General features: G+C 37.9%; 23 protein-coding genes. 10 read left to right on the forward strand and 13 right to left on the reverse strand.

Annotation, left to right across the window (positions count from 1 at the left end):
• Nucleotides 1-130: 130 nt before the first annotated feature.
• Both addB and addA read left to right on the forward strand, forming a co-directional pair.
• A complete protein-coding gene (gene addB, locus V7122_RS06800; RefSeq protein WP_335526121.1) occupies nt 131-3,640 on the forward strand; it encodes a helicase-exonuclease AddAB subunit AddB in 3,510 nt (1,169 codons plus the stop codon).
• The gene (gene addA / locus V7122_RS06805; protein WP_335526122.1) at nt 3,618-7,358 is read left to right on the forward strand and encodes a helicase-exonuclease AddAB subunit AddA; all 3,741 of its coding nucleotides are present in this window, start codon (nt 3,618-3,620) and stop codon (nt 7,356-7,358) included. Before addB ends, addA begins: the two co-directional genes overlap by 23 nt.
• Nucleotides 7,359-7,401: 43 nt before the next feature.
• On the opposite strand, the gene V7122_RS06810 is transcribed toward addA, so the two are convergent.
• From V7122_RS06810 to V7122_RS06835, 6 genes are read right to left on the reverse strand one after another with little or no spacing between them, the layout of a single operon-like run.
• Nucleotides 7,402-7,620, reverse strand: coding sequence for a spore germination protein (locus tag V7122_RS06810; RefSeq protein WP_335346022.1), 219 nt, complete (start codon nt 7,618-7,620; stop codon nt 7,402-7,404).
• Nucleotides 7,621-7,665: 45 nt separating this feature from the next.
• Nucleotides 7,666-8,037, reverse strand: coding sequence for a spore germination protein GerPE (locus tag V7122_RS06815; protein ID WP_335346021.1), 372 nt, complete (start codon nt 8,035-8,037; stop codon nt 7,666-7,668).
• A 6-nt stretch (nt 8,038-8,043) separates the two neighbouring features.
• Entirely contained in the window at nt 8,044-8,220 is a 177-nt protein-coding gene (locus V7122_RS06820; protein ID WP_335526123.1) for a spore gernimation protein GerPD, read from the reverse strand.
• Nucleotides 8,210-8,836: a spore germination protein GerPC gene (gerPC, locus tag V7122_RS06825; protein ID WP_335526124.1), complete on the reverse strand. Its 627-nt coding sequence runs from the start codon at nt 8,834-8,836 to the stop codon at nt 8,210-8,212. Before gerPC ends, V7122_RS06820 begins: the two co-directional genes overlap by 11 nt.
• Nucleotides 8,837-8,876: 40 nt before the next feature.
• Entirely contained in the window at nt 8,877-9,113 is a 237-nt protein-coding gene (locus V7122_RS06830) for a spore germination protein GerPB (RefSeq protein ID WP_335346018.1), read from the reverse strand.
• 16 nt (nt 9,114-9,129) lie between these two features.
• Entirely contained in the window at nt 9,130-9,351 is a 222-nt protein-coding gene (locus V7122_RS06835; RefSeq protein ID WP_335346017.1) for a spore germination protein, read from the reverse strand.
• 176 nt (nt 9,352-9,527) lie between these two features.
• Between V7122_RS06835 and V7122_RS06840 the strand changes: the two genes are divergently transcribed.
• The gene (locus tag V7122_RS06840) at nt 9,528-9,881 is read left to right on the forward strand and encodes a YisL family protein (protein WP_335526125.1); all 354 of its coding nucleotides are present in this window, start codon (nt 9,528-9,530) and stop codon (nt 9,879-9,881) included.
• Nucleotides 9,882-10,021: 140 nt separating this feature from the next.
• A complete protein-coding gene (locus tag V7122_RS06845; RefSeq protein ID WP_335526126.1) occupies nt 10,022-12,940 on the forward strand; it encodes an EAL domain-containing protein in 2,919 nt (972 codons plus the stop codon).
• 325 nt (nt 12,941-13,265) lie between these two features.
• Here V7122_RS06845 and V7122_RS06850 read toward each other — a convergent pair whose 3' ends face one another.
• Nucleotides 13,266-13,829, reverse strand: a complete 564-nt coding sequence (locus V7122_RS06850) for a DUF2777 domain-containing protein (RefSeq protein ID WP_335348063.1) — start codon at nt 13,827-13,829, stop codon at nt 13,266-13,268.
• Between the two features lie 286 nt (nt 13,830-14,115).
• Here V7122_RS06850 and V7122_RS06855 point away from each other — a divergent pair, with 286 nt between their 5' ends.
• On the forward strand, nt 14,116-15,645 hold the full coding sequence (locus V7122_RS06855) for an alpha-amylase family glycosyl hydrolase (RefSeq protein WP_335526127.1): 1,530 nt from the start codon (nt 14,116-14,118) through the stop codon (nt 15,643-15,645).
• A 55-nt stretch (nt 15,646-15,700) separates the two neighbouring features.
• Here the strand turns inward: V7122_RS06855 and V7122_RS06860 are convergent, their stop codons facing one another.
• Nucleotides 15,701-16,192 carry a YajQ family cyclic di-GMP-binding protein gene (locus V7122_RS06860; protein ID WP_335348065.1) on the reverse strand — a complete coding sequence of 164 codons (492 nt, stop codon included), beginning with the start codon at nt 16,190-16,192 and terminating at the stop codon, nt 15,701-15,703.
• A gap of 180 nt (nt 16,193-16,372) precedes the next feature.
• Here V7122_RS06860 and V7122_RS06865 point away from each other — a divergent pair, with 180 nt between their 5' ends.
• On the forward strand, nt 16,373-17,233 hold the full coding sequence (locus tag V7122_RS06865) for a CvfB family protein (RefSeq protein ID WP_335348066.1): 861 nt from the start codon (nt 16,373-16,375) through the stop codon (nt 17,231-17,233).
• Between the two features lie 219 nt (nt 17,234-17,452).
• On the opposite strand, the gene V7122_RS06870 is transcribed toward V7122_RS06865, so the two are convergent.
• Together V7122_RS06870 and V7122_RS06875 are read right to left on the reverse strand one after the other, a co-directional pair.
• On the reverse strand, nt 17,453-17,584 hold the full coding sequence (locus V7122_RS06870) for a DUF3941 domain-containing protein (protein ID WP_082677191.1): 132 nt from the start codon (nt 17,582-17,584) through the stop codon (nt 17,453-17,455).
• A gap of 123 nt (nt 17,585-17,707) precedes the next feature.
• Nucleotides 17,708-18,565 carry a DegV family protein gene (locus V7122_RS06875; protein WP_335354205.1) on the reverse strand — a complete coding sequence of 286 codons (858 nt, stop codon included), beginning with the start codon at nt 18,563-18,565 and terminating at the stop codon, nt 17,708-17,710.
• Between the two features lie 114 nt (nt 18,566-18,679).
• Between V7122_RS06875 and V7122_RS06880 the strand changes: the two genes are divergently transcribed.
• Both V7122_RS06880 and V7122_RS06885 read left to right on the forward strand, forming a co-directional pair.
• A complete protein-coding gene (locus V7122_RS06880) occupies nt 18,680-19,510 on the forward strand; it encodes a YitT family protein (RefSeq protein ID WP_335526128.1) in 831 nt (276 codons plus the stop codon).
• 20 nt (nt 19,511-19,530) lie between these two features.
• Complete coding sequence (locus V7122_RS06885; protein WP_335526129.1) at nt 19,531-19,962, forward strand: intracellular proteinase inhibitor; 432 nt, start codon at nt 19,531-19,533, stop codon at nt 19,960-19,962.
• A 21-nt stretch (nt 19,963-19,983) separates the two neighbouring features.
• On the opposite strand, the gene V7122_RS06890 is transcribed toward V7122_RS06885, so the two are convergent.
• From V7122_RS06890 to V7122_RS06900, 3 genes are all read right to left on the reverse strand, one after another.
• On the reverse strand, nt 19,984-20,184 hold the full coding sequence (locus tag V7122_RS06890; RefSeq protein WP_335343994.1) for a DUF3813 domain-containing protein: 201 nt from the start codon (nt 20,182-20,184) through the stop codon (nt 19,984-19,986).
• Nucleotide 20,185: 1 nt separating this feature from the next.
• Entirely contained in the window at nt 20,186-20,338 is a 153-nt protein-coding gene (locus tag V7122_RS06895) for a hypothetical protein (RefSeq protein ID WP_335526130.1), read from the reverse strand.
• Nucleotides 20,339-20,461: 123 nt separating this feature from the next.
• Nucleotides 20,462-21,277 carry a Cof-type HAD-IIB family hydrolase gene (locus V7122_RS06900; protein ID WP_335354207.1) on the reverse strand — a complete coding sequence of 272 codons (816 nt, stop codon included), beginning with the start codon at nt 21,275-21,277 and terminating at the stop codon, nt 20,462-20,464.
• 377 nt (nt 21,278-21,654) lie between these two features.
• On the opposite strand from V7122_RS06900, the gene V7122_RS06905 reads away from it, so the two are divergent.
• Together V7122_RS06905 and V7122_RS06910 are read left to right on the forward strand one after the other, a co-directional pair.
• A complete protein-coding gene (locus V7122_RS06905) occupies nt 21,655-22,422 on the forward strand; it encodes an alpha/beta fold hydrolase (RefSeq protein ID WP_335526131.1) in 768 nt (255 codons plus the stop codon).
• Nucleotides 22,423-22,520: 98 nt separating this feature from the next.
• Nucleotides 22,521-22,829 carry a metal-sulfur cluster assembly factor gene (locus V7122_RS06910; RefSeq protein WP_315668212.1) on the forward strand — a complete coding sequence of 103 codons (309 nt, stop codon included), beginning with the start codon at nt 22,521-22,523 and terminating at the stop codon, nt 22,827-22,829.
• The last annotated feature ends 1 nt before the right edge of the window (nt 22,830 follow it).

Here is a 22,830-nt window from a genome sequence, read left to right on the forward strand (position 1 = left end):
CGCTTTTTGTATTTTTCGGCATTTTATTTACCATTAATTTAACTTCGGCCAATCCAAACAAATGCTCTCCTATATGTTAAAATATTTAATAGAATATGGAACGTAATGTCGAAAGGAAGAGAGGCTATCTATGTCCGTTCGTTTATTAATTGGCCGCTCAGGGAGTGGAAAAACAGACTATTGTTTAAATGAAATAAGGGCTGAATTAAAAAGGGATCCAATTGGGGAGCCGCCACTTATTTACTTAGTCCCTGAGCAAATGACATTTCTATCAGAATATAAATTAATTTCAACACCGGGTCTTGGCGGTATGATCCGCAGTCAAGTATATTCCTTCACTCGCCTTGCCTGGAAAATACTTCAGGAAACAGGCGGTATTAGCCGCTATCATTTAAACAGTGTCGGGATTAATATGTTAATTCGAAAAATCATTGACGAGAAAAAGGATAGTCTAAAGCTTTTTCAGCGTGCTGCCGATAAAAATGGATTTATTCAGCAAATAGAACAAATGATGACGGAATTTAAAAGATATTGTGTTCAACCTGAAGAGCTTGCAGAGAAACAAGCTCAACTAACACAAGGAGATAAAACAAATAAGGCTCTCCAAGATAAACTTCACGATCTTGAGCTCATTTACAGAAGCTTTGAAGAATCACTTATTGATAAATATGTAGATTCCGAGGATTATTTTCGACTCTTAGCGGAAAAAGCGGCACAGTCTGAATATTTACAGAGAGCAGAAGTCTATATTGATGGATTTTATAGCTTTACACCCCAAGAATTTATGATTGTTGAGCAGTTGATAAAACATTGTAAGAAAGTAACGATCGCTTTAACCCTAGATCAGCCATATAAGCACAACCCACCTAATGAACTGCATCTCTTTAGAATGACAGGCGAAACTTGCCAGACTATTTATGAAATCGCTGCACGAAACGGACTTCAAGTAGAAGAAGTAATCTTAAACGGCCAGAATAGATGGGAAAAGCCATCTTTAAAGCATCTTGAAGAAAAGTTCGAATCACGCCCAGCGGAAGGATATAAAGGGGAGACAGCTGTTCATATAGGCCATGCAGCAAATCGCAGGGCAGAGATTGAAGGCATTGCCAGAAAAATAAATCAGCTTGTGCGACTAGAAGGGCTTCGATATCGTGATATTGCCATATTATCAAGAAATGGCCAGGATTATTTTGATATCATCGGAACGATCTTACATGATTATCAAATACCTTATTTTATCGATCAAAAAAGAACGATGCTGCATCATCCGCTTGTTGAGTTAATACGTTCCACTCTTGAAGTGATAAACGGAAATTGGAGATATGAGCCGATTTTTAGAGCAGTAAAAACAGAATTATTATTTCCGGCAAAAGTAAATGCTCAACATTTACGGGAACAAATGGACAGGCTTGAGAACTATTGCTTAGCCTATGGCATTCAAGGAGATAAATGGACGAACAAGAAAAGATGGATTTATCGAAGAATTAGAGGGCTAGAGTTTGAAAGCTTTGCACAAACGGATGCAGAAAAAGAAATCGAGCAGGAGCTAAATGATCTAAGAGATATAATAACGGGTCCAATCCTCAGACTATCACGCCGCTTAAAGAAAGCTCATTCGGGGCGGCAATATTGTGAAGCTGTCTATTTATACCTCGAAGAATTAGACGTTCCGGCTAAAATGGAGCGCTGGAAGCTTGAAGAAGATGAGAAGGGCAATCTAGTGAAATCCCGTGAACACGAGCAGTCTTGGAATGCTATTATGGAGCTGCTTGACCAATATGTAGAAATGCTCGGGGAAGAGGAACCTACATTGAAGCAGTTTGCTTCCATCCTTGAAGCTGGAATGGAGTCTCTTCGTTTTACCCTAATCCCGCCAGCATTGGATCAGGTTATGGCTGCTGATTTGGACATGTCGCGTCTTTCTGATATTAAAGCAGCCTTTATCATCGGAATGAATGATGGTGTTTTTCCAGCTAAATTTTCTGAGGATGGGCTGTTAGCAGACAGTGATCGGGAACAGCTCCTTGTTAATGGTTTAAAAATTGCTCCTGCCAGCAAAACACGGCTGCTAGATGAAGAATTTATAGCCTATAAAGCATTTGCCACACCTTCTGATTGGCTATTTATCAGCTATCCGCTTGCCAATGAGGAAGGAAAAGCATTGCTCCCGTCTTCCTATATAAAAAGATTAACAGATTTATTGCCTGATTGCGTCCACCATGATTATTTATCAGATCCTGCAGAGCTGCCGGAAATAGAACAGCTGGAGTATGCAGCAAATCTGCACACGTCCTTAGCTTATTTAACATCCCAAATGCAGCTAAAGAAAAGAAATTATCCGATTTATGATTTCTGGTGGGATATTTATAATTATTTCTTACAACATGAACAATGGAGAGGACAGGCTCTTAAAGTTTTATCAAGTTTAAATTACGAGAATCATACAAAGCCATTAGGAGAAGAATTGAGCAAGGATTTATATGGAGATGTCATTCAAGCAAGTGTTTCAAGAATGGAGCTATTTCACGGATGTCCTTTTTCGCATTTTGCCCAGCATGGATTAAAGCTAAGAGAACGTCAAGTATTCCGTCTTGAAGCTCCCGATATCGGGGAATTATTTCATGCTGCGTTAAAATACATCGCCGAAACCGTAATGAGCAACAAGCTTTCCTGGACTGATTTAACTAGACAGCAATGTGAAATCCTAGCGCAAGAGGCGGTCGAAATGCTCGCTCCAAAATTACAAAATGAAATCCTGCTCAGCTCCAATCGTCATTATTATATTAAAAGGAAGCTGGAGCAAATTATTAGCCGTGCCTCTTATGTATTAAGTGAGCATGCAAAGATGAGCGGATTTTCACCGATAGGTCTTGAACTCGGCTTTGGACCTAAGGGGGATCTGCCTCCTCTTACATTCCCGCTAAAAAATGGATCGAAAATGGAACTAATTGGCAGGATCGACCGTGTGGATAAAGCATTGGACAAGGATGGTGTATTTTTAAGAGTCATAGACTATAAATCGAGTTCGAAGGATATAAACGTTAATGAAGTCTACTATGGCTTAGCCCTGCAGATGTTGACTTACTTAGATATTATTATCTCCCATTCTCATACATTGATTGGGACTGAAGCTAGTCCAGCAGGGATTTTATATTTCCATGTCCACAATCCTATGATCAGCACTTCAAAAATGCTCACATTAGATGATATTGAGCAGGAGATATTTAAAAAGTTTAAAATGAATGGCCTCATATTAGGGGAAGAAAATGTAATTAAGCTAATGGATCAGACATTAGATAACGGTGACTCGTCCATCATTTCTGCAGGCTTTAAGAAGGACGGCACGCTGTCTAAACGCTCCAAAATCGCTAGCAAGCAAGAATTTGATCATCTCCGTCAGTATGTCCGTAAAATGTATACAAAGACAGGAAATCAAATTACAGAAGGAAAAGTGGACATTTCTCCTTATAAAATGAAGGATAAAACACCTTGTACATTTTGTTCCTTTAAGCCTGTATGCCAATTCGATGAGTCACTAGGAGCAAGTGAATACCGTATGCTTGTTTCTCAGCCGAAAGATGAAGTGCTTGCTAGTATTCGAAAGGAGGTAGGGAAGGATGAAATTAACTATTCCAGCTAAGCCAGCGAATGTTACATGGACCGATGATCAATGGAAAGCGATTATGGCAAAGGGCCAGGACATTCTTGTTGCAGCAGCAGCAGGTTCCGGGAAAACGGCTGTCCTTGTTGAAAGAATCATTAATAAAATTGTATCTGAGGAAGATTCAATCAATGTGGATGAGCTGCTAGTTGTGACATTTACGAATGCCTCGGCAGCAGAAATGAGACACCGGATTGGAGAAGCCCTTGATAAAGCGATTAATGCAAATCCTAAATCTGCCCATTTACGAAAGCAGCTGAGCCTCTTAAATAAAGCATCAATCTCTACACTTCACTCTTTTTGTTTGGAAATGGTCAGAAAATATTACTATTTGCTCGATATTGATCCTAGCTTTCGAATTGCTGACGATACAGAGGCACAGCTTTTAAGAGATGAAGTGCTTGAAGATCTTTTCGAAGAGGAGTATGGAAAAGAAGGCAACGATCCGTTTTATGCTCTTGTTGATACTTTTACGAATGATAGAAGCGACACTGCCTTACAAGATATTATCAGGGATATATATGATTTTGCACGCTCAAATCCTTCACCTGATGATTACCTTGATTCCATCATCGAAATGTATAACGTTGATGAAAATAGTGAAATCGAACAGATGCCTTTTGTACAGTCCCTATTACAGGATATGGAACTTCAGCTGAAAGGGGCAAAGCAGCTTCTTGAATATGGGCTTGAGCTAACAAAGCTGCCTGGAGGCCCTGCACCAAGAGCAGAAAACTTTGTTGACGACCTTCATGTTGTCCATACACTAATGGAAGCTAAAAAAGACTCCTGGGAAACGCTTTACGAGGCGATGCAATCTTGGTCATTTGGCAGAGCAAAAAATTGCAAGGGCGATGAGTATGATAGCGAATTAATTGAAAAGGCCAAGAAGCTGAGAGATAAGGCCAAAAAAATCATTCAAGATCTTCAGGATGAGCTTTTTGCCCGCAAGCCAGAAAGCTTTCTGCGAGATATGAAGGAAATGAAGCAACATATTGAGACACTCGTCTATATTGTGAAGGAATTTTCCATTCGGTTTAATCAAATAAAGACAGAAAAAGGTTTAGTGGATTTTGCTGATCTTGAGCATTTCTGTTTATATATACTTTCTGAAAAGAGTGACGATGGAATTTTAACACCTTCAGATGCAGCCGTTGCCTGCAGAAATCAGTTTAAGGAAGTTCTTGTTGATGAGTATCAGGATGTGAACATGGTCCAGGAAGCGATACTTCAGCTAGTGACCCTGGACTCAGAGCATTCGGGCAACCTTTTTATGGTGGGGGATGTGAAGCAATCTATTTACCGTTTCCGGCTTGCAGAACCGAATCTATTCTTAAGCAAGTACAACAGGTTTGAGAAAAATGGAGAAGAAGCTGGCTTAAGAATTGATCTTGCCAGAAACTTTAGAAGCCGTAAAGAAGTGCTGCACGGAACGAACTATATTTTTAAACAAATTATGGGCGTTTCTGTTGGTGAAATTGAATATGACGAAGCCGCGGAGCTGAAAGCAGGTGCTCCATATCCAGAAGATGACTCCTACCCCATTGAATTAACGGTTATCGATTTAGAAGGGACGGAAGAGGAAGAGCCGCAGGACAAAGAGCAGGAAGGGTTTGACGCAGCAGAGCTTGCCCAGTCCCAGCTGGAAGCGAGATTTATGGCGGCAAAAATTAAAGAAATCATTTCTGAGCGGAAGGGCGTATACAATCCAAAAACCAAATCAGGGCGTCCGGCTCAGTATCGGGATATCGTCATTTTGCTGCGCTCGATGACATGGGCGCCTCAGATCATGGAGGAATTTAAGCAACAGGGAATTCCTGTATATGCAAATTTATCAACGGGTTATTTCGAGGCCACTGAAGTATCCATCATGATGTCACTATTAAAAATAATTGACAATCCGTATCAGGATATCCCGCTTGCAGCTGTATTAAGGTCCCCTATTGTTGGGTTAACTGAGGAGGACATGTCCCAGATTAGAATTCAGCATAAGAAGGCTTCGTTTTATGAGGCAGTGGAATCATTTTGTAAGAACAAGCCTACAATGGAGCTTGAATCATTATATGAAAAAGTCCGGCCATTCTTTGATCAGCTAATGGATTGGCGCGTAATGGCAAGGCAAGGCTCTCTATCTGAACTCATCTGGCAGTTATATAGAGAAACGAGGTTTTATGATTTCGTAGGCGGCATGCCTGGCGGGAAACAAAGACAGGCGAATCTTCGGGCATTTTATGATCGTGCACGGCAATATGAAGCTACATCGTTTAGAGGATTATTCAGGTTTTTAAGATTTATAGAACGCATGCGGGATAGAGGAGATGATCTCGGTGCTGCACGTGCTTTAGGTGAACAGGAGGATGTTGTTCGCCTGATGACGATTCATAGCAGCAAGGGGCTTGAGTTTCCTTTCGTATTTATAGCTGGGCTTGGACGGAATTTTAATACGATGGATTTGAAAAAAGCCTATATGCTTGATAAGGATTACGGATTTGCAGCAAAATACGTAAATGCTGAAAAACGAATATCGTATCCATCTCTTCCACAAATTGCTTTTAAAAGGAAAAAGAAGATGGAAATGCTTTCTGAAGAAATGCGCGTTCTATATGTAGCTTTAACGAGGGCAAAGGAAAAGCTTTACTTAGTATCTTCAGTAAAAAAGGCTGAGAAAAAGGTAAACCAATGGCTGCAATCTGCCGAAAATCCAAATTGGCTTTTAAATGAATTTGATCGTGCATCTGCGACAAGCTTTCTTGATTGGGTTGGTCCAGCACTAGTGAGGCATAGAGATTATGAAAGCAGCGTAAGCCCGCTTATTTCCAGTGACATTACCGACCATCCTTCAACATGGAATGTTCAGATTATTAACAGTGAAGAGGTTGCAAACCTTGTTGAAGTGATAGAAACGGAAAAAGACACTTATTTGCAAATGGTATTCTCAGGTGAAGCAGTGCCGGTACAATCGCCATTTAATAGTATGGTTGAGGACCAGTTATCATGGAAATATTCACATTTAGAAGCTTCCAAGAATCGTTCTAAGCAGTCAGTTTCTGAAGTGAAAAGACAAAAGGAAATATTTTCCCAAGAAGATAGTGGGCTAGAAATCATTCATCCAATCAAAAAGCCTTTATTTAACCGGCCACAATTTATGCAAGAAAAGTCATTATCTCCAGCAGAGCGGGGAACTGCCATGCATATGGTCATGCAGCACATTAGCTTTAAAGAACAGGTCACTGTAAAATCAATTGCAGCTAAAATGGATGAAATGGTTCAGAAAGAATTGCTGACAGAAGAGCAGCTTAGAGCCATTGACCCTTCATTAATTGAGCAGTTTTTCCATACTGAGCTAGGGAAAAGAATGATGCAGGCTAGAGAGATTAACCGAGAAATTCCTTTCAGTATTTCTTTGCCTGCAAGCGATATATATCCGGAATGGAAGGGTGAAGAGGAGGCTGTGTTAATCCAAGGGATCATTGACTGTCTTTTTGAAGATGAACACGGCTTCGTATTAGTTGACTATAAAACCGATCAAATTACCGGCCGTTTTAAAGGCGGAATTGACGAAGCAAAAACGGTACTGGAGGACCGTTACCGAGTTCAAATTAATATGTATGCAAGAGCTTTGGAACAAATATTAAAAAGAGACATTCAAGAGAGATACTTATTCTTTTTTGATGGAGCACATATTATTAAATTATAGAAGCGACCGGATAAGGATGTGAGTCCTTATCCGGCCGCTTTTCTTAATTATTCCCTATAATAGGCTGGTCAATTAAGTTAGTATCAAGGACATTGGTACCACTTATACCATTGTTCGTAATAATCAATGCGCCGGTATTTAATGCACCTTGGCCAGAATAGGTTTTCACACTAGTTTTAGGCGATACATTTAGAGCATCTCCAAATTGTACAATACCGCCATCAACATTCATAATTTGTACTGGACCAACAATGGCTGGCATATGAACTCTTCCTTTTACAATTTTTTTATTTTCCCATCTTGCTCTTCATTCAAGCTGTAGCAACTGCCGGATATGCTTAACTCTTGCTTCCATAGAAATATGCTTGCTGCTGCCGATATGGACAACGGAAGATGTTGATATCCCATTAATATCAATATTATTAACCTTAATGGCAGGGTTTAAATGCATGGTTTGCATAGATATGACTTCTTCAATGGGGACGAGGGGAACGCTTATCGTGAAAGCTTTGAAAGATAAGAAATTCCCCTCATTTCCAAAAAAGGTATCTGCTTCACGATGCACGGCGAGGGCACGGGAAAATCCATGAACATAGGTTGAATCGCCAATTTCAATAACAGATGAAAAGATAAGAGTATCTGCCTTAAACTGATCAACAATTGAGGTTCTGCTAAGCATGGCTCATCACTTCGGTGACAATGGAACAAATGGTCCGACTATTAACGATTCAGGAGGCGTATCAAAAACAGAAGCAAGCTGGATTGTTTGCGTGTCTCCTACCATTAAGAGTGAAGAGCTTGCTACCCCGATAACTCGAATATTACCAACGCAAATATCTCGGTTATACACTTCAAAATTCATTCGTTTCCATTCCTTTCTCTGGTTCTGGCAAATGGCTGATAAAGGTGTGAACCCCGTTTTTAATTTCTTTCTTTAATTTCACCAATATTTCTTCATTGAAATCAGGTACTGTACCTTGTTCCCTGTTTGTTGCAGCAAGTTGTTGCTTAAGATGGTAATCAATGCGGTTAGGCAGTTGCTTTTTTATATCTTCCTTAATGAATAAAATATATGATTCATCTACAGATTTATTTAGTGAAAGGGCTGTTTCCTCAATTACGCTCTGTAATTCATTTTCCAAAAATTTATTGATTTCATCCTCGATTTCCATTGTTCTTTGGAAATGGGCTTTTGGCTGAAAGGGAGTCTGAATCCCCTTATTATTAATGGCAAAATCCTCAATTTCCTGAAGTTCGGATGGATTTAATCCAATATTTAGTGTTCCGTCTAATGATTCAACCTTCAATTGGTCGAATTTATATTCAATTCTATCTACAGTTATTGGTGGTCGTGTCTTCAATTCCTGCGTCTGTTTCTCTAATTCTCTTACCTTTTTTTCCAGGTAAATAATTCTTTTTTCTTGTGCTTCTATAAAAATATGCATTTTTTGCAGGTAAGAGTATAATGTCTGATCCATCCATACCACCTCACTTTTTTCGGAACATCATTGCCACACATTATCTTCCTGCAGAATGTAAAGGCACTGCAGGTGCTTCTAGCGTTGGTTCTCCGCTAATAACACCTACCCCAGGCAGGAGGTGATGAGGAGCAGGCCCTGTAAATCCTCCTGTATTATATAGATAGGAAGCGGGTTTAATAATGCCAGCACTGCCTATCTGCAATACTGAGGAGTTAGTAATACCGCCGATCTTTATGAAATTAATATGAATGGATTGATTAATGTAGAAGTTCATTCTCTTCACCCTACTATTAAACATTTAATAAAATTCCTTGATCCAAACTGTCTGAATCATAGGTGTTCGTACTGCTCTGTTGATTATAAATAGTTAGACCATCACCTGTGTTAAAGGAACCTGCACCAGAAAATGTTTTCGCATTGGCTAGTGGCATGATCTTATAAACATCTCCGATATGAAATACTCCGCTGCTCCCAATAGAAACGACCTGAACGACTCCAACGATAGCTGGCATCTTTGACATCCTTTACGCTAATTTCTCTTTATATCCTATGTGCCTATATACAGATTGTGCCTAGAAATATTTGGCTGGACAATTGGATGGTATTTCTCCTATGATAATAGTGTGAATTACATTTTTTTCTCCAAATATGATATGATTGTATCGATTTTAGTTAAGGGGGCCATTCGATGATTCACGCACACATAACAACATGGGTTTTAGCACTTGTATTATTCTTTGTAGCTTTAGGATTACATAAGAGCGGAAAAGCTAGAGCCTTGAAAGTAGTTCAAATGGTATTAAGGCTTTTCTATTTATTAATTATTATTACAGGTGTAGTAATATTAAGTAAAATTAACATCAGTTCGCTTTATATCCTAAAGTCATTACTTGGAATTGTAGTAATCGGTATGATGGAAATGATTATTGTCCGTTCGGTTAAGGGAAAGAAAACTACAATGTTTTGGTTATTGTTCCTTATAACTTTTATCCTCGTTCTTTACTTAGGATTTGTTAAACTTCCATTAACTTTCCTCATGTAAAACATTTTTTGATAAAAATTGTCAATTTTCTAGTAAAAAGCTGCTAAAAAGGCAGCTTTTTCTTTTTTTAGACATATCAACATTTCGGTTTTTATGGTATTTTTATCATATAAATATGTAACAGAATTAGTGGTGGAGCTATGGCGAAAACAATAACATGTATTTATGAAGATGAACATCAATTAAATAGCTTTATAGATATGCATGAACTAAAAGAATACCCTAGCCTCCTTGTTCAAGTTTTTTCAGGGATAGAAGACAGGGATTCTCTATTTAACTTGCAAAGCATCATAAAAAAAATGGTGCCTCTTGCTGCAGTTATTGGGTGTTCAGCATCTGGTGAGATTTTTGAAGGAAATATCACAGAAAATAAGACGATTCTTTCTTTTACTGTATTTGATAAAACAGAAGTAAAGTCTACTTTGCTTCATCAGGAATCTTTTGAAAACAGTTATGACATGGGAAAAAGGTTAGCTGAGCAAATTATCGATTTTGATACGAAAGTACTGATTATTTTTCCTGTTGGAGATAAAATCGATTCTCAATCACTATTAGAAGGGATCCTTGATGGTAATCCGCAGCTTATCGTGTCAGGCGGTCTTGCAGGAAATACACGAGCGAATTCAGATTCCTTTTCAATAGCGGGAGAGGATTTGACGAGCCAGGGAGTTGCAGGAGTAGCCCTTCGAAGCAAACAGCTTTTTGCACAGGTCCAAAGCCATTTTGAATGGCAGGAAGTTGGAAAGGCTTTTGCCGTTACGAAGTCGAATGGTGATATTGTCTATTCATTAGATAAGAAAAAACCTTTGCAAATCTTAAAACATTATTTGGGCGAAGGCTTTATTAAAGATATTTCTAATTCAAGATTTGAATTCCCTTTCATGGTTAGTCAAAAAGATGGGAAAGTTTCTTTATTTATAATGGATATTTTGAAAAATGGGGCCATTCGTGTCAGCAGGAATGTGTCCGAAGGAGATAAACTTACTTTCTCCTTCCCAGATATAGAAGCAACTATTGATCAAACATTACAGGGGTTTAGGCAATTAGCAAAAAAGACGGTAGAAACTATTTTTGTCTACAATAGCTTATCGAGAAAACGGTTTGCCCGAGATTTTTCAGAAAAAGAACTAATGATGCTTCAGAGTATTGCTCCAGCTAATGGTTTCTTCTCAAATGGGGAGGTATTAGCGGGAAACGAAGGAAAGGCCCAGCTTGGAGGCCAATCTCTTACGTACTTATCACTGTCAGAACAATCGCTTGAAAAGCGGGAGAATCGTGGTCTTTCATTTAAATATTCGATGCCTGAACAGTTGAAAACCTTAGCATCACTTACACGTTTGATGGAATCCTCGCAAGAAGATTTTCAGCAATTGCATGAAAGCTTGACTATTTCTGAGCAATACCATCAATCTCTTTTTAATAATCATACAGATATTGTTTATTCAACTGATTTACAAGGACACTTTACAAATGTGAATCCTGCATTTGACGACATGTTTGGCTATCGTCATGATGAGATAATGGGTGCATCATCTTTTAAAATTGTATTAAGCGAGGACATCCCAAAGGTAAGAATGCACTTTTTCAGAGCGATAAAGGGCAAAGAACAATACTATAATGCTACTCTCATATCCAAATCAGGGGAAATGAATTTATTTCAATTTAAAAATATTCCCATTACAGTTAATGGCGAATGTGTCGGAATATATGTTATTGGAAAAAACATGACAGAGCAAAAAAAGATCGAAGAAAAGATTACAGAACTAGCGAATTTTGACCATGATACAGGACTTCCAAATCGAATGAGATTTACTGAGCAGCTTGAACAAATGCTTCAGCGGGCAAAACGGAAAAAGCGCATGCTTTCCGTACTTTCTATCGACATTGATCGTTTTAAGTTAATCAATGATAGCCTTGGACATTTTGCGGGAGATATGATTTTAAAGGATATAGCTTTTCGAATTGAAAAAGTTCTCCCGAGCGGATCATACATTGGGAGATTTGGAGGAGATAAGTTTACAGTCATACTCACAAAGGAAGCGCAAGTAGAAGAGGTAATGAAAGCAGCGAAATCTATTTTATTGGAAATTTCAAAACCAGTTCACCATGAAAATCAAGAATTCTTTGTTACCGCAAGTATTGGGGTCAGTTTTTATCCAGAGGATGGGACAGATGAACATGAGCTTCTGAAAAATGCCGATATTGCGACAAATCGTTCAAAAGACAAGGGTGGAAATCAAATTACTTTTTTCTCGACTGAAATGAATGAGCAGGCGCTGAGTAGACTCGAGCTCGAGAGCTACTTACGTAAAGCTTTGCAGAAAAATGAATTCTATCTAATGTTTCAGCCGTTAATCGATTTAGAATCCGGGAAAATCTTTGGCAGTGAAGCGCTTATTCGGTGGAATCATCCTAAGCTTGGTCTCGTATCTCCAGCAGATTTTATCCCTCTTGCAGAAGAGACGGGCATTATTCAAGAGATTGGAAGATGGGTGCTACGGACAGCCTGTTTGCAGAATAAAAAGTGGCAAACACTTGGAAGTAATCAGTTATCAGTTGCAGTGAATGTGTCAGCATACCAGTTTCAGCAGCCAGGCTTTATGAATGATGTAAAACAAGCTTTAAGCGAATCCAAACTAGAGCCTCAGTATTTAACACTTGAGCTGACAGAGAGTACAATGCTAACGAATATTGATTATAGTATTCCGATCATGAGGGAGCTTCAAAAACTCGGAGTTAAGGTGTCGATCGATGACTTTGGAACAGGTTATTCTTCATTAAGCTACCTAAAGGATTTGCCTATTAACACTTTAAAAATTGATCGTTCATTCATAAATAATTTGCGCGTGGATACGTATGATATTGCTATTGTGAAGGCAATTATTACAATGGGGCATGGCTTAGAAGTGAAGGTAGTGGCTGAAGGAGTCGAAACGAAGGAACAAATTGAACTTCTGAAAGAATTAAATTGCCATTATGCTCAAGGCTTCTATATTCATAAACCGCTAAACATAACTGAATTTGAAAAAGGATTAAAGGAAAAAGTAGAAATAACATAACAAAAAGGTGGCTCTTAGGAGTCACCTTTTATGTCTAGTTCCAGCGCCTACCCCCAACGTACAGGACGTACTAGTGTCGACAATGCGACAGGACAAGGAAAGCTTCGGAAGCGTAATCATCGCACGACCAAAAGTGAAGCTTTTGGGAGGACGTCGCGTTTTTGTCGACCTCGAGGTTCCAAGCCAATCCTGAAAGGTAGAGCTCGCCTTTCCGTGAGGCTCGTCTTGTGCTTGTCGGGGGTGACCACAAAGGAAAGCATCAGCGAATATTCATCGCAGGAACATTCGCCTTTTGATGTTCCGAAGGCGCTTATACTTTTCTTTGTTAAGATGATATTTTCTCAATCACCATTCTTTTTCCGCTATTTAATGTAAATTCAAAGCGGTCATTCATTTTTTCGAAGTAACTAAAATGATGCTGTACACTGCAAATATGTTCCTGGTTGTCAAATACGATAAAATTAACACCGCTTTTTCTCTCATTTCGATCAAGGAAGGAGAGCTGATTATAGCAGTAGATGCAATCATATATAGAGAACCTCAAGGAATTTAATGTTGTGATAAATTGGAAAAAAGCATCATCATTCATTCCCTCTAGTAATTTTTCTAATGAAAATACAAGGTGCTTTCTAATTCTTACAGAGTCTTGATCTTTCAAAAGAAGGATTTCTTTGTCCACTGCGAGTTTCCCATCTTCAGATAATATCCCTTTTTTCCAGCGTTTAAATCGAAAAATCTCTACTTCCTGGTGGAGGAATTCTTCCAATAATGATGCTTCATCCGTTTCTTTATCAAAGAAAACCCATTGATCATTAATATATTCAATAGATCCTTCGGTATAGGCACGTGTTTGATATTCAATCAGTTTCGTTCGCTGCTGTCTATTCATAATAAACCTCCATCTGATTCCCTCAACAATCTTTTTAGACAGTTTCCTCTCATTTTATAACCAGATCTAAATAATTCTTCATTCATTATGGATAAAAAAGTTTCCCCTATAAAAAGCATATTCTCACAATCGGTTTTATGAAATGGATAAACACCTAATTTCATTTGGATAAATCGCAGAAAACTAGGTAATTTCACATCAAATATTTGACTGCACAAGGGAAAAAAGGCTAATCTATAGGAGTTGCATAATAGCTTGTTTGTTTAAAGAGGGGGGAGGAGCGGAGATGGTAAAAAGAGTGTGGACTCTTATCTTAATTCCGTTGCTTCTTTTTTACGCTCAGCCTGTAGGAGCAGTTGAAAAAGAAGATCGAAAATGGCAAGATGAATCCGTTTACTTTTTAATGGTGGATCGATTTGATAATGGGGATTTTAAAAATGATTATCATGTGAATGTAAAGGATCCGCAAAGCTTCCATGGCGGTGATTTCCAAGGAATCATTAAAAAGCTCGATTACATAAAGGATATGGGCTTTACAGCTATTTGGCTGACACCAATTTTTGATAATGAAGAAAACGGATATCATGGGTATTGGGTTAAAGACTTTTACAATACTGAGGAGCATTTTGGTACTATCGATGAATTTAAAATGCTTGTGACAGAAATTCATAAACGAAATTTGAAAGTGATGATGGATTTCCCTATTAATCATGTTGGCACAAAACATGAATGGCTAAAGGATCCTACTAAGAAGGATTGGTTTAAAACCGAGCAATCACCAATTCAGCAGGATCTGGGAAATGAGTGGCTAAATGAACTTCCTAGCTTGAATCACGATAATCCAGAAGTTCAGGGCTATTTGCTGGATGCTGCAAAATGGTGGATTAATGAAACGGATATAGACGGGTATTACCTTGATGAAGTCGATGGGGTTTCAAAAAAATTCCTTACTGATTTTGTTCAACAGTCTAAAGCTGCAAAGAAGGATTTTTATTTACTCGGTGAAGTAAGGTCAAATGATCCTCATTTCATTTCTGAATATGAGGAAACTGGAATTGATGGATTTCTGGACTTTCCATTAACCGAAACATTAAGGCCAGCCTTTGACCAAGTTGATCAACCACAAAATGAACTAAAAACTCGCAAAGATGAATTGATGTCAACCTACAAAAACCCATATTTAATGGGCTCATTAATGGATGACCATAAATTAGTACGGTATACGAGGGATATGGTTGAACAAAATCAGCATCCTGGTCCAAGATGGAAGCTTGCTTTAACCTATCTTTATACTTCGCCGGGAATTCCTATCGTTTATTATGGCAGTGAAATAGCCTTGGATGGCGGTTTAGGGCATGATAATCATAAACAGATGGATTTCAGAACAGATAAGGATTTAATTGATTACATCACAAATCTGGGAAAACTGCGTAATAATTTCCCTAGCCTAACCAGGGGAGAGATGAAGCTGATTGCCGAGGAAAATGGTGTTCTTGCTTACAAACGTACTTATAATGATGAAACGACTGTTATTGTTATTAACAATAGTTCTGAATCTCGTCATGTTACGATAAATGAAGATGAATTTGCTGATGATAAAGAGCTGAGAGGCTTATTAACGAATGATCTAGTAAAGAACAATGATCATCAATATAAGATTTTTATTGATCGGGAAGAAGCTGAAATATATGTATTATCCCAAAAATCTGGGATGAATCTTCCCTATGTAACTGCAACTATTATTGTGTGGGGTGCCTTTATTGCGTTTATCATAGCTGTATGGAGAAGATCTAAAAAGAAACGGTCCCAGGAATAGTTAAATAGTAAAAGCCAAAGGAAATTTCTTCCTTTGGCTTTTACTATAGATTTTATTAACGGTAATTAACAAACTGCACCTCTACGGTTAGGCTCGCTTCCTTAATAGCGGCAATGATCTGTTGCAGATCGTCACGGTTTTTTCCAGTAACTCGAATTTGATCATCTTGTATTTGGCTTTTTACTTTTAAACCGCTGTTTTTAATGAGTGTATTAATTTTCTTTGCATTTTCCTTATCGATTCCTTGGGCAATCTTGGCTCTTTGCCGTACTGTTCCTCCTGAAGCCCCTTCAATTTTTCCATAATCTAAATTTTTTATTGGAATGCCTCTTCTAATCATTTTACTTAATAGCACATCTTTAAGCTGACCAAGCTTATACTCATCGTCTGAAATTAGTACAAGCTCCTCTTTGTCCAGAGAAACGTGGCTTTTGCTTCCTTTAAAATCATAGCGGGTTTGAATCTCTTTCATGGCAATACTAATAGCATTGGTAACTTCTGAAAAGTCAACCTTGGATACAATATCAAATGAACTCTCTTTAGACATAATTGCCTCCTTAAGCTTCGTTTCTTTTCAAAAAGCTATCAATAATCATGATGTCCTTTTGAAAAGAGGTTTTACTTTACTTATAATTATAGTAAAATATAGCAGTCCCAACAACTTTAGGAGATATTGTCTTATATAATATAGATGATTATTAATAAAATTTAGAAGGATGAATGAATAATGCCTATAAAAGATTATATTGGCCGTACTGTAAAGCTAACAGTTGAAAGGCCAGCTGAATTTGGCTACTTTTTATCAGATGGCGAAGAGGATGTTCTCTTACACAAAAACGATACTGATATGCAGCTGGAAGAAGGCCAAGAGATTGAAGTTTTTCTATACACGGATTCTATGGGAAGAGCAGCAGCTACAACAACGATCCCTGAGATTACAACAGAATCTTATGGCTGGGCAGTTGTTAGTGATGAAAAACAGGAAATTGGTGTTTTCATCAATATCGGAATAAAAAAAGATATGCTCCTTGGAAAAGAAGATCTTCCTGTCCATCGGTCAGTTTGGCCAAAAGTCGGCGATTTGCTTTATATAACGTTAAGAGTGAACCGCAATAGTCGCATCTATGTAAAAGTTGCCACAGACCCAATAATCGAGCAAATGTCGATAAAGGCTACAAGACAAGATTTTAATAAAAACATTCATGGCCATATTTATCGAACAGCAAAGGTTGGAAGCTGGGTTTATACGGCCGAAGGGTTTAAAGGTTTTATCCATGAGTCTCAGCGAAAAACAGAACCGCGTCTCGGAGAAAAGATTGAAGGCAGAATAATTGATGTAAAAGAGGATGGAACGATCAATGTTTCTTTAGCGCCGAGAAAACAAGAGGCACTTGATGAGGATTCTGAAAAAATCCTCTCCTATTTACAATTGCGCAACGGGGCTATGCCTTATAGTGATAAAAGCGCTCCAGAGGATATACAGGATCGCTTTCAGCTTAGTAAAGCCTCCTTCAAACGTGCATTAGGGCGGTTGATGAAGGAAGGGAAAATCTATCAAGAAGAAGGCTGGACTTATATGAAGAAATAAACGAGCAAGCTGTGCTTGCTCGTTTATTTTGTCGCAGATTAACGGGCTGTAAGACCCCCATTTCAAGAAGGTGAGTAAAACAAAAATTTCAAAGTGGGGGATCAACAGCCCGTAAAGGCCCGATTATACGAACACAGACTAAGAACGCCACGTCCTGTGGCAACGTCGGCACTAGCACGTCCTGTGCGTCGGAAAACCCCCACTGATTGAAGTTTCACTTTATAGGTGATCAGTTGTTTTAGAGTACTGGTTTTTTCCTGCCTTACGGTTTTTCTCACGCATCATATTTTTTTCATGCCTGAGGGCATTATTATCCTTCGCTTTTTTATCATTATCAGAAGTACGGGGCATAATATGAATACTCCTTTCCATATATTCACAAATTCAATATGATTAGACAACCTTCAATAGAAGGCTAGCCTAATCATATTGTCTGTAAAAATGAAAAGGAGTATTCGCAGGGATTGATAAGTGTTATTTTACATTATTTAAAAAGAAGATAGCGATTGTCCCGGACCCAGTATGGGAGCCAATGGAAGCCCCAATAGAGGAAATGAAAACTTCTTTAACGTTAAATTCCTGTACGATTAGTTCTTTTATTTCAAAAGCAGTTTCTTCATCGTCCGCATGACTAATACCTATGACCTGACGATCAAAGTTTTCGCCTCTTTCTTTCATTAATTCAATAATGCGGCGAAGGAGTTTCTTTTTTCCTCTATGTTTTTCAATCGGAACTAGCTTGCCATCTTCAACATTCAGTAACGGCTTGATATTAAGCAGCCCGCCCAAAAATGCAGAAGCCTTTGAAACACGTCCGCCTTTTGCTAAATAATCGAGGTCGTGGACCGTAAATAAATGCTCCATATGCTTACAGCGGTATGTAATGTCTTCTAAAATAGTCTCCTTGGATGCGTTTTCTTTAGCTAATTTAACAGCTTCTTTAACAATTAAGCCAAATCCAAGTGAAGCACATTTCGTATCAACAATAGTTAGGTTGAAATCAGGATAGGTTTCCTTTACTTGGTCAAGCATCATAACGGCGGTTTGGTATGTACCTGATAATTCTGATGAAAATGCAATATAAATTCCATCCTCATTATTTTTTGCCATGTTTGTAAAAGCTTCTTCAAAGGCTAGAGGAGAAGCTTGGGACGTTTTCGGCACTTTACCTTCACGGATTGCTTCATAAACTGTTTTTGGGTTTATCGTAACTAAATCTTCATATTCAGTATCATCTAAGTGAACTTTTAATGGAAATAGTGTTACATTATTTTCTTTTAAAAAACTTAAAGGTAAATCACTTGCACTGTCTGTCAAAATTTTTACTGACATACATATTCACCTGCTTTCCATACTGTTTATTCTTAAGTTTATAGAAAATAGGACAAAAAGACAATATAAATACCATTTTTGGGTAATACTTATAATTTAGGTAGGTGATCACATATGATTTGGTTAAGAACAAAGAAATTAATCATCGTATTAATTGGTGCGTTTCTCGCGGCGATTGCTATGAACTTCTTCCTAATTCCAGCGAATATTTATTCCAGCGGATTTGCAGGTGCTGCACAGCTTTTATCCAGCATATTTGAAGGGAGAATCTCTACTGGAATTTTCCTATTTGTTTTAAATGTTCCAGTTGCTCTTCTAGGCTGGATGAAGGTAGGAAGGTCCTTTACGCTATTTAGTTTTATCAGTGTTCTGGCTATGTCGATCTTTTTAGAAGTGATTCCTGTAAAGGAGTTTTCGAACGATATCTTATTAAATGCAGTTTTTGGTGGAGTGATTGGAGCTGTTGGAGTAGGAATAACTTTAAAATGGGGAGCGTCAACAGGTGGAATGGATATTATTGCAATGGTCCTTTCACGTTTAAATGATAAACCGATTGGCACGTATTTCTTTCTATTAAATTCGATTATCATTATAACAGCTGGTGCCCTTTACGGCTGGGAAAAGGCATTGTATACAATTGTGACGCTTTACGTGTCAACAAGGGTTATTGACGCCATTCACACGAGACATGAGAAACTAACGGTTATGATCATTACGAAAAAATCAGATGAAATGAAAAAAGTCATTCATGAAAAACTGCTTAGAGGAATTACCATTGTACCTGCCAAAGGTTCATTTACTAATGAGGAAAAGGAAATGCTCATGATTGTTATCACTCGTTATGAATTATTTTATTTAGAAAGAATAATAAAAGAGATAGATTCAAATGCTTTTACTAATATTGTGCAAACTGTTGGTGTATTAGGCTTCTTCCGCAAGGATTAATATGCATTTGGAGGGATAAAATGCTTCAGATTCTTATTTCTTATTTATTCATGATTGGTTCCTTTTCGCCATATGCTGAGGAAATGATTAATAATTCTTTGGTTAGCTATAAAGAAATGGAGGAGGCAGCCAAGGAAAACGAAGCATTTCGAACAATACAAGTAAGCGGCGAGAAAGGGAGTTACACAGTAACTGGGGAAGCGCGTTCAAAAAGTGGAGAATCTTTCTATATAGTTGAGGATGGACATACTGAATTTATTTCCGAAAAGAAGCAGGAAACGAAGGAAAAGTTTCCTTCATGGTCAAAAATTAAAATAGAAATTAATATTACTGAAGAGGATTTCCCAGTGAGCGGGACGATTATTCTTTATTTATATGAGCGAAATAAAGAAGGACAAATGATAAATGAACTTCCAGTAATCTTAGAAAAAATTCAACAAGCTGACACTTAGAATGTCAGCTTGTTGTTTCTGTTATGATTGAGGATTTGAAGGAATTTCATCTAACGCTTGCTGCATGCCTGCTAACTGTTCCTGCTCTGCTCTTGTCGAGTTTGCGTAGGCAGAACTTAAGGCGTTTTTGGCTACAGCAACCGCGCTTGCCTGCTCAGAGGGGAATGCCGCTTTTGCCATATTTACAGATTGTTTCGCTTCTTGAAATAGTCTATTCCCCATATTAAGCTCCTCCAATAGAAGAATCTTTCACATTAGCCATTTTCTCTGCCTCAGCCTCTGCATATGTTGTGTGATAAGGGATACGTTCTGAATGCTTAGTAACGGAATCTACACCCTGCTGTACAAAGCGTTTCGATTTATTACGTCTACCCAATCGAATCCCCTCCAGAAAAGAAGTTGTTGAAACAGCTCATCTGCTGCCTCGTTAATTAGTATACTCTAATCGAATCTTTTAAAAAGGGGAATATCTTGGTCTTTTTTCTAAGATGAGGCATAATTATAGCTTCAAATTTAATAATTCATTTAAATAAACGGCAACACCGTCTTCTTCATTTGTTAAGGTAACATCTTTTGCCACTGATTTAACCTCATTTATTCCGTTCCCCATAGCGATTCCATATCCTGCAAATTCAAGCATTTCCAGATCATTGTCCTCATCGCCAAAAGCGATAATTCTATCAGCAGGAATCTGGAAGTAATCAGCTGCTCTTTTCAGCCCTACAGCTTTATTTAATCCCGCCTTTACTATTTCAATAACATGAAACGGGGCCGCCCAGCTTCGGTGGTCAATGACTTCAGCATGGAGGCTCGATAGATGATCACGAATCGTTTGCACATGCTCCTGATCGGTATGAATTAACATACTTGTAGGAGAGGCATTTAGAAAATTGCGCAAATCACCAGTCGTCACATTCGGCTCACCGAAGCCAAATATTTCTATAAGCTTTTTATCTTGATAATGGAAGTAAACATCATCAATGACCTCTGCAATAATGTTATGAAAATGAAAGGAACTGCATCCCTCAACAATTTCTTTAGCAATATTTACTTCTAGCGGTGTATGATAAACTCCCCACTTTTTATCCTTTGGATGATGCACAAAAGCTCCGTTGAAATTAACAATTGGAGTATCAAGATTCATTTCTTTATAATAAATTTCACTTGAACGAAAAGGTCTTCCGGTTGCAATCATGACAATATGCCCTTCTTCACGGGCTTTTTGAATCACTTTTTTTGTTTTTAATGATATTGTCTTATCATCCTTTAGCAACGTACCATCTAAGTCTAGCGCGATCAAATGCTTTTCTGCCATAATAACAACACCTTCTTTATACAATTTTTTCTATTTCAAGTGTAAAGCTTTAGAAAAAAGAAAGTCCTCATGGTACACTAAATGAGAAATGTTCCTACTCTCGTACCCATCATAAAAATGTTTAAAACCAAAAAAATAACTATAAACACTATGTTAACAAATATTCGTTTGTTTTGGCTAATAGGAAGGTTAAAGTTTTTTATTGTTTTAATCTAAACTTGCAAATAAGAGTATATTTCTATTCAGATATCGCATAAGAAAAGCTAAGGCATTTGCCTGAGTTCTTGGCAAACGCCAAGTTTTTCTAATAAAAAAATAACGATTTATTTTAAACTTAACATAATATATAGGTTGGCTTAACATTAGGAGGCTTTACAATGATTACCGTAAAAAATTCCAAAATAAACGAAATCCCCTTTCTGCATATTGCGGATTCGAATAATTGGGAAGAAAAACTTCCATCTATCATCTTTATTCACGGTTTTACAAGCAGGAAGGAATTTAATCTGCACTATGCTTACTTACTAGCTGAAAAAGGGTTTCGTGTTATCCTTCCTGAAGCACTCTACCATGGTGAAAGGAGTACTGGATTGTCGGGAAACGAACTGAATTTACATTTCTGGGAGATCATCATTCGAACAATCGAAGAATTGGAGATCGTAAAAAGTTCCTTCGAAGATGAGCAATTGATAGACCCTAGTAGAGTAGGTGTTGTTGGGACTTCAATGGGGGGAATTGTCACATTAGGTGCCCTTACTCAATACCCTTGGATAAAAGTGGCCGCAAGCTTAATGGGTATGCCTTACTATGAGAAGTTTGCCTTGCACCAAATAGATGAACTTCAACGTTATGGAGTTGACATTCCACTCACTAATGATGAAATGGCTCATTTGATGAACAAAATTAGAGAACTTGATTTAAGTAAGCAGACTGATAAACTTGGAAATAGACCATTGCTATTCTGGCATGGCAAACAGGATTCGGTCGTTCCTTATTCACCTGCCTTTCATTTTTATGAAACGATTAAACCTTTATACGATAAACAACCGGAAAATCTTTCATTTATTAGTGATGAGAAAGCTGGTCATAAAGTGAGTACGACAGGGGTTATGGAAACAGTAAAATGGTTTGAAACTTATTTATAAAGTAAATTTACTGCCTGATGTGATGCCCGTCATTTATATTCAAGATTATTTTTGATAAGATAATAATTAGAAACATAGAAGAAGGAGTGTTATAGCAGATGGATCAAGAGGTAAAAGATAGTATTATGGGTGCTCTAGAGCTAGTAGTTGACCCAGAACTTGGTGTGGATATCGTTAATCTTGGATTGGTATACGATGTTAAGATGGATGAAGAGGGAAAGACGACCGTTGATATGACTTTAACGTCAATGGGCTGTCCTCTTGCTGGAACAATTGTAGAAAATGTAAAGAGTGCTCTAGCAGATATTCCAGAAGTGAAAGAGACGGAAGTAAATATTGTCTGGAATCCGCCATGGTCTAAGGATAGAATGTCTCGATATGCCAAGATTGCTTTAGGGGTTCGTTAGA

Source organism: Bacillus sp. JJ1532 (assembly GCF_036965085.1).
In the GTDB taxonomy this organism is placed as follows: Bacteria; Bacillota; Bacilli; order Bacillales; family Cytobacillaceae; genus Cytobacillus.

Coding starts and splice junctions, on each gene's coding strand:
- addB (WP_335526121.1), top strand. CDS start 131: ATGTCCGTTCGTTTATTAATTGGCCGCTCAGGGAGTGGAAAAACAGAC.
- addA (WP_335526122.1), top strand. CDS start 3,618: ATGAAATTAACTATTCCAGCTAAGCCAGCGAATGTTACATGGACCGAT.
- V7122_RS06810 (WP_335346022.1), bottom strand. CDS start 7,620: ATGCCAGCCATTGTTGGTCCAGTACAAATTATGAATGTTGATGGCGGT.
- V7122_RS06815 (WP_335346021.1), bottom strand. CDS start 8,037: ATGCTTAGCAGAACCTCAATTGTTGATCAGTTTAAGGCAGATACTCTT.
- V7122_RS06820 (WP_335526123.1), bottom strand. CDS start 8,220: ATGAATTTTGAAGTGTATAACCGAGATATTTGCGTTGGTAATATTCGA.
- gerPC (WP_335526124.1), bottom strand. CDS start 8,836: ATGGATCAGACATTATACTCTTACCTGCAAAAAATGCATATTTTTATA.
- V7122_RS06830 (WP_335346018.1), bottom strand. CDS start 9,113: ATGAACTTCTACATTAATCAATCCATTCATATTAATTTCATAAAGATC.
- V7122_RS06835 (WP_335346017.1), bottom strand. CDS start 9,351: ATGCCAGCTATCGTTGGAGTCGTTCAGGTCGTTTCTATTGGGAGCAGC.
- V7122_RS06840 (WP_335526125.1), top strand. CDS start 9,528: ATGATTCACGCACACATAACAACATGGGTTTTAGCACTTGTATTATTC.
- V7122_RS06845 (WP_335526126.1), top strand. CDS start 10,022: ATGGCGAAAACAATAACATGTATTTATGAAGATGAACATCAATTAAAT.
- V7122_RS06850 (WP_335348063.1), bottom strand. CDS start 13,829: ATGAATAGACAGCAGCGAACGAAACTGATTGAATATCAAACACGTGCC.
- V7122_RS06855 (WP_335526127.1), top strand. CDS start 14,116: ATGGTAAAAAGAGTGTGGACTCTTATCTTAATTCCGTTGCTTCTTTTT.
- V7122_RS06860 (WP_335348065.1), bottom strand. CDS start 16,192: ATGTCTAAAGAGAGTTCATTTGATATTGTATCCAAGGTTGACTTTTCA.
- V7122_RS06865 (WP_335348066.1), top strand. CDS start 16,373: ATGCCTATAAAAGATTATATTGGCCGTACTGTAAAGCTAACAGTTGAA.
- V7122_RS06870 (WP_082677191.1), bottom strand. CDS start 17,584: ATGCCCCGTACTTCTGATAATGATAAAAAAGCGAAGGATAATAATGCC.
- V7122_RS06875 (WP_335354205.1), bottom strand. CDS start 18,565: ATGTCAGTAAAAATTTTGACAGACAGTGCAAGTGATTTACCTTTAAGT.
- V7122_RS06880 (WP_335526128.1), top strand. CDS start 18,680: ATGATTTGGTTAAGAACAAAGAAATTAATCATCGTATTAATTGGTGCG.
- V7122_RS06885 (WP_335526129.1), top strand. CDS start 19,531: ATGCTTCAGATTCTTATTTCTTATTTATTCATGATTGGTTCCTTTTCG.
- V7122_RS06890 (WP_335343994.1), bottom strand. CDS start 20,184: ATGGGGAATAGACTATTTCAAGAAGCGAAACAATCTGTAAATATGGCA.
- V7122_RS06900 (WP_335354207.1), bottom strand. CDS start 21,277: ATGGCAGAAAAGCATTTGATCGCGCTAGACTTAGATGGTACGTTGCTA.
- V7122_RS06905 (WP_335526131.1), top strand. CDS start 21,655: ATGATTACCGTAAAAAATTCCAAAATAAACGAAATCCCCTTTCTGCAT.
- V7122_RS06910 (WP_315668212.1), top strand. CDS start 22,521: ATGGATCAAGAGGTAAAAGATAGTATTATGGGTGCTCTAGAGCTAGTA.